The following is a 5,748-nucleotide window of genomic DNA, read 5'->3' as shown; positions in this document are numbered from 1 at the left end:
CAGATACGGCACAACGACTGACAATCCTGAAACGATCACTGGATTAGCAGCTCAGCGCATTGCGTAGGCAGTGATCCTTAGCGGATTCGTCACACCGACCCACCCGCACCGCCCCAGCCCGACGCCCCGCCCCGCAGCCGCGACGAACGCCTCGCCTACCACTCCGCGTTCGTCACCATCCGCACCCCTGCCATCCACACCCTCGTCACCCAGGTCCGCACCCTGATGATCCTCGGCCGCTACCAGCAGACCACCGCCCGGCCCTCACTGATCGTCACCGGGCCCGCCGCAGCAGGGAAAACGACCGCCCTGCTGAACGTCGGCCGCACCTGCCACCTCGCCCACATCCGCAAGAACCCCGCACCGCCCGGGTCAGCGCACGCAGTGGTACCCGTCGCGTATGTCCTGGTCCCGCCCGGCGCGACCGCGAAAACCCTCGTCACCGAATTCGCCCGCTACCTCAGCATCCCCATAGCCGCCCGCATGACCCAGACCCAGATCACCGACGCCGTCTGCCACACCTACACCGCCGCAGGCGTACAGCTGGTGATGATCGACGAGATCCACCGCCTCAACCCCCGCACCACCACCGGCGCCCAAACCGCCGACCTGATCAAAGACCTCAGCGAACGTCTGCCCGCCACGTTCGTCTACGCCGGCATCAACGTCACCGACACACCCCTGTTCACCGGCGTGCGAGGCGCCCAACTCGCCGGACGTGCCACCCTCATCACCTGCGGTCCCCTCCCCGCCCGCCACGGCACCCGCCACCCATTCCGCGACGTCATCACCGACATCGAAAATGCCCTCGATCTCACCCACCACACACCCGGCACCCTCCCCCGCCATGCCCCCTACCTCCACCAGCGCACCGCCGGCCGCATCGGGTCCCTCACCCGGCTCATCCGCCAAGCCGCCATCACCGCCATCCACGACGGCACCGAACGCATCACCAAACGATCACTCGAAGCCATCCGCCTCGACCACCTCGCCGAAACCCACCACCGCCCCCGCCGAGGCCGATAAGGCCACCCCCGCTCGAACAGGCAGAACACCCTGACCAGCACAAATACCAGCCGGGCCTTTACACGCTAGAACTACCTACAACAGACCCAGCCCCGCTCAGCACAGAACGCATAACCCCAGCCCACACACCCCGACCATCCCCGTCGAACCGCCAACTCCGCCTCTCAACAAACCAACAACACCCCAGGCCACCAACGACCCGGCACACCAACAAACCCCCCTCCCAGCGTTAGCAGGCGACTGAGGCCAAGGATGCGGCAGACAACGCCGACGTCTCGCAGAAAAAGGCCCAGGAATACGCCACGGAAGCCGACAACTACGCCAAGGCGGCTGAGGAATCGGCAGCCGCAGCAAACAAGTCGGCACGCCTGGCCGACGCCGCGGCCACCCAGGCCGAACATGAGGCCACTAAAGCCGAGTACGAAGCGTCCCGGGCATCCGCGTTCGCGCTGCGGGCCAACGCCGACGCCGACTCCGCCTATGCCGCAGCACGTCAGGCTCGTGCCTCGGCCGAAGCCGCCGGAAAGGACGCCGCTGCGACCGAGAAGGCATACGGAAATGCTCTTGCGACCTACTACATCAAGGTCCGCGATGAGGAGGAGCGCCGACGGCAGCAAGAGGAGGTGACCCGGCGGGCGGAGTCGGGCATGTCAGACGTCATGCGTCTGCAGCTACAGTCATGGCGGGAGCTGCTGACCATCGGCGCGGACAACAAGGGAGGATCTAACGCGCCGAGCGCGATCCAGCTCGGCATCCAGTGGGTGGCCGGAACAGGCAACAAGGTGGACTTCTTCTTCGCCGGAGACGAGTTCACGGAGCAGCTCCGCAATGACCACTCGATGGACACTGTTCGCGATGAGATCCGCGAAAAGGTCCTCAAGGGAGATCCTAAAAGGTACAACGGCGGATACAGTCTGGTGCGGCATGAAGGCTGGAGCCGGCTGGTCGACGATGCGACCGACCTGCTGACGTACGGGTTCACCGGGTTCGAGAAGGTGGCGCGCACCGGGGGAAAGTACGGCACTTCGTCCGCCACCTTCGTCGGCTCATACGAATATTATTTCGATGTCCTCTCGCGAGACGCAAAAACGGGTAAGACCCGATTGCGGATTAGAATTGAGAATAAAACCACCATCAACTCCCTCCTGCATCCACCCGGGAAATTCAGGCCGTTCGTCGAGAAGTGGGTCGGCATGCCCTGGACCGGCATAGCGGACAAGATCGACGGGCCATTCCGGACAAAGGTCCAGGAAGCTATTTGGGAAGAGGAAATGATCGTCCGATGAAGAGGAAAGTGTCGCTGGCCATCGCGGCGTCCGTACTGGTGCTAGCCGCCGGGGGGTTCCTGGTCTTCGCCGCCATCGACGCAATGAAGCCGGGGACGGCGGAGCGCAGTGACGTCATCGGCTCCTGGGCCGGCTCCCACGGAGCCCAGCTGACCCTGCGTGAGGACGGAACGGCAACCGGAGTGAAGATACCCGCACGCTTCGCACCGGACGGAACCCCGAACGCCACAGTCGGCGGGAGCGGAACGTGGTCCATGAAGAAGAAGATGTCTTCCGCTGCGGACCAAGAGGTAGAGGTTGTGCTCAACACAGGACCCGGCATTCAGGCGGGCGTTGATTTCAGCGTCAACGGCCAGGGGGCCGAGGACGGCCTCTACCTTCCGGTGTCCGCGGAAACCGCACAACAGTTCCGCTTCGAGAGAGTTTCCTGACGAAACTCAAACCCGGACGCAGCAACACCTTTCCGTCAACTGGGCACCGGCGGCGAAAACGCTGGCCTGACCACCACCGGTCCTGGTCACTTTAGACGAGCGGCCGGGACCGCAGGCGGCGGCAGCCTGTTCCCCCTGGGCTTTGGTGGGGGCGAGACGGTAGGACTCGGACACGAGCCGAAGAACCAGACAAGGGTGGTCCGGCAACGACGCCTGATCGCGTTGTCAGCGACGAGCAAGCCGGCCAGCGGCGGATAGCGGGATACGACGGTGCCCCTCCCACAAGAGCCCGGGAGGGGCACCGTACGCGCGTCGCGCTGTTCGGCCGGACCCGGCCGAACAACACCGGGGCCGTGGGCCAGCAGACGAGGCCGAGAACCTCGTCGCGCAGGGCCGTCAAGGACGCGGTGGCCGGTCCCTCGACATTGAGGCGGACCAGCCGTTCGGTGTTGGACGGGCGGAGGTTGAACCAGCGGCCGTCGGTGAAGGCGACGGTGAGGCCGACGAGGCGGCCGGCGGTGGCGTCGCCGAGGGTGCCGGGGATGTCGCTGACCTCGAAGTTGATTTCGCCGGAGGCGGCGTAGCGGGAGTAGTCGGCGACCAGTTCGGACAGCGGGCGGTCCTGTTCGCCGAGGGCCGCCAGGACGTGTAGGGCGGTGAGCATGCCGGTGTCCGCCCGCCAGAAGTCGCGGAAGTGGTACTGCCCGGAGTGTTCGCCGCTGAAAACCGCGTCGTGCTCGGCCATGACCTGCGTCCGCCTGGTCTGCCGCTGCACCGCTTCCGCGATGGCCGGGCCCACCCGACGACGCAGCGAGGCCGCCTCCAGGTGCGCGGAGAGTGCCTGGTGGAAGCCGGCCGATCCCATCTCGCGCCTCTTCACCGGAGCCTGCGGAGCGGCCGGCGCGATGGCCGGGGATTCCGGCGCGGTCCGGGAGCGGGCGCGGCACCCGGGGCAGGATCCGCACCGTGCGCTCCGCGTCGGTGCCAGCCGAGCTGTTTGCCGGCGATGATCCGCGCGGTGATCAGGCGCAGCTGAGTGGCGTAGGCCGGGGAGTCCGGACGCAGATCCAGATGCCCGGTCCTCGGATGAAACACTACAGCCGGGACATGGTGGGGCAGCTGCGGGGCGACGGCTCACGAGCTGCGCGGTGGCGCGCCAGGCTCGTGGACTTCCCACAACGGAACCTGTACGGGCTGCACCCAGTAGGCCACGTCTTCGCCGAGCGCCTCACGCCACCAGGCGTCCAGCTCGGACGGTTCCTGGGGAATCTGGTTCATCACGCCACCTCTCCGGCCAGCTCCTGAGCACGGTGGCGGGCACAGACATCGCGGGACGGCAAGGCTTGTCGGCCGCACGGTGCGGTTCCGTCCCGCCGCGAGCAACCGCCCATTTGATCCGGGGCAGCGCAGCGCGTGGGAGTGGTGGTGGCGGATTCCTCGCAGCAGCGCTCAGCGGCCTGCTCGCGCAGCTGCTCCAGCCGCGTCGCCAGCAGGTACTCGGCGGTGCGCTCGCGGGCAGCCTCGGCGGCCTTCGTCGCTGCGGCGACGGCGTCCGCGCCGTTCGGGTTGTGCCGGTACCAGCAGCGCCCCTGCTCGGTCTCGTACGCCCGCCGCGCCTCGGCTTCGGTCTCCTCAGTCTGGCCCAGCCACGCGAGGGCACTGCTGCGGTACTCCGGCAGAGCCTGCTCACGAGTTCCAGGAGCTGCTGGCGAGCGGCCTCGATGTCGGTGCCCAGCGTCGCGCGGACCTGACCGATGATGGCGGCGACGTCGTCCGGGTCGGTCAGATCGGCGGACCAGGTGGCCGTGACCAGCCCGGCTTCGGTCCGGCGTGGGTAGCCGCCCGCCCCGCGCAGCCCGGCCGCCCGCTCCTGTCCGCAGTCCTCGCACGCCAGCGCCGGCCGGACCGCATCGGCGGCGGCCGCGGCCCGACGCTCGCGTTCCTGCGTCGATCCGCGACGGTGCCAAGGCGGTGCGCGGGTCATCACTCGCGGCCACCGCATCAGGGAGCCGCTCTACCTCGTCTTCAGCAGCGGCAGCCCGAAGGGCCTGCTGGCGATGAAGGACGCCGTGTGCGGGAACGCCCGCCTATGTGGCGACAGTCTGCGACTCAGCCGCCGGGCAGGGGCTCGGGGTAGCGTTTGAGGACCTGGGCGGAGTGCTCCTCGTCGGTGGGCCAGAGCACCACGTGGTAGCGGTCTTCGCCCTCCAGCCCATCCTCGGAGACGGTGCGCAGGCCGTGGGAGTAGATACGCACGGCGTAGGTCCCGGGGGCGAGGGAGATGCGGGGCAGTCCATCATCGAAGTCCTGCATGAAGATCAGCAGGCGTCCGGAGGGGAGGGTGAGGCCGGCCTCGGTGACGTGGTCGGCCTGCTGCCGTTCCGCGTCGTCGGCCGACGGCGTGCGGCGCACATCGACGGTGACGGGAACGTCGAAGGGGCGGGCGGCGCCGATGCCGATGATGCCGGGGGCCGTATTGATCCAGTCCGCGGCCAGTGTGTCGAACCAGGCGGGGTCAGGTTGGTCACCCAGGTACGCGCCTTCGTCCTGGACCAGCAGGATGGAGTAGTCGGCGAAGACCTCGAATTCGTGGTGGGAAAGCAGGTCGGGGTCGTTCGGGGGCGGGGTGGAGGTCATATGGAAGTCGGCTCCGTCGGGCAGGGCGTGCAGGGTCTGGGCGAGGGGGGCGCGGATGCGCATGCACTGCGCGGCTTCCTTGACGGCGAGGCTGTCATCCTCGTAGGTACCGCCGAGGGTGAACAAGTGCCAGGGGATCAGGCGCTGGTCGTGTGTGAGGGCGCCGTGGCGGTCTTGCTAGTTGGTGGCGAAGGCGCGGGCACCGCGCACGCCAGCGCTCCTCACGGTCACCGGAGCCCCGCCACTCGGCCAGCACCGATCCGAACGCATAGAGCGCCTCGGCAAGGGCTGCCAGCCGCAGCCTGCGGCAAAGGGGCCGATCATTTGATTCCGCGATGCGCAGTTCGAGCATGACCCAGGCCTTGACC

6 protein-coding genes are annotated in these 5,748 nt (G+C 67.7%); 3 read left to right on the top strand and 3 right to left on the bottom strand.

What is annotated here, in order from left to right:
- Nucleotides 1–84: 84 nt before the first annotated feature.
- From ACH4FX_RS43005 to ACH4FX_RS42995, 3 genes are all read left to right on the top strand, one after another.
- Nucleotides 85–1,026 (top strand): TniB family NTP-binding protein, encoded by a 942-nt coding sequence (locus ACH4FX_RS43005; protein WP_398487350.1) that lies wholly within the window; start codon nt 85–87, stop codon nt 1,024–1,026.
- A 647-nt stretch (nt 1,027–1,673) separates the two neighbouring features.
- Nucleotides 1,674–2,312, top strand: coding sequence for a hypothetical protein (locus tag ACH4FX_RS43000; RefSeq protein WP_398487348.1), 639 nt, complete (start codon nt 1,674–1,676; stop codon nt 2,310–2,312).
- A complete protein-coding gene (locus ACH4FX_RS42995; protein ID WP_398487347.1) occupies nt 2,309–2,743 on the top strand; it encodes a hypothetical protein in 435 nt (144 codons plus the stop codon). Before ACH4FX_RS43000 ends, ACH4FX_RS42995 begins: the two co-directional genes overlap by 4 nt.
- Nucleotides 2,744–2,834: 91 nt before the next feature.
- On the opposite strand, the gene ACH4FX_RS42990 is transcribed toward ACH4FX_RS42995, so the two are convergent.
- The 3 genes from ACH4FX_RS42990 to ACH4FX_RS42980 form a co-directional block, all read right to left on the bottom strand.
- Nucleotides 2,835–3,608: a hypothetical protein gene (locus ACH4FX_RS42990; RefSeq protein ID WP_398487346.1), complete on the bottom strand. Its 774-nt coding sequence runs from the start codon at nt 3,606–3,608 to the stop codon at nt 2,835–2,837.
- 269 nt (nt 3,609–3,877) lie between these two features.
- Nucleotides 3,878–4,021 carry a hypothetical protein gene (locus ACH4FX_RS42985; RefSeq protein WP_398487345.1) on the bottom strand — a complete coding sequence of 48 codons (144 nt, stop codon included), beginning with the start codon at nt 4,019–4,021 and terminating at the stop codon, nt 3,878–3,880.
- A gap of 831 nt (nt 4,022–4,852) precedes the next feature.
- Nucleotides 4,853–5,506 carry a hypothetical protein gene (locus tag ACH4FX_RS42980; RefSeq protein WP_398487343.1) on the bottom strand — a complete coding sequence of 218 codons (654 nt, stop codon included), beginning with the start codon at nt 5,504–5,506 and terminating at the stop codon, nt 4,853–4,855.
- Between the last annotated feature and the right edge of the window lie 242 nt (nt 5,507–5,748).

Origin of the sequence: Streptomyces sp. NPDC018019 (assembly GCF_044327805.1) — a bacterium.
Taxonomy (GTDB): Bacteria; Actinomycetota; Actinomycetes; order Streptomycetales; family Streptomycetaceae; genus Streptomyces.
Note: the sequence above shows the minus strand (reverse complement) of the source record. Positions and strands in the feature narration are given on the sequence as shown.

Coding starts and splice junctions, on each gene's coding strand:
- ACH4FX_RS42985 (WP_398487345.1), bottom strand. CDS start 4,021: ATGAACCAGATTCCCCAGGAACCGTCCGAGCTGGACGCCTGGTGGCGT.
- ACH4FX_RS42995 (WP_398487347.1), top strand. CDS start 2,309: ATGAAGAGGAAAGTGTCGCTGGCCATCGCGGCGTCCGTACTGGTGCTA.
- ACH4FX_RS43000 (WP_398487348.1), top strand. CDS start 1,674: ATGTCAGACGTCATGCGTCTGCAGCTACAGTCATGGCGGGAGCTGCTG.
- ACH4FX_RS42990 (WP_398487346.1), bottom strand. CDS start 3,608: ATGGGATCGGCCGGCTTCCACCAGGCACTCTCCGCGCACCTGGAGGCG.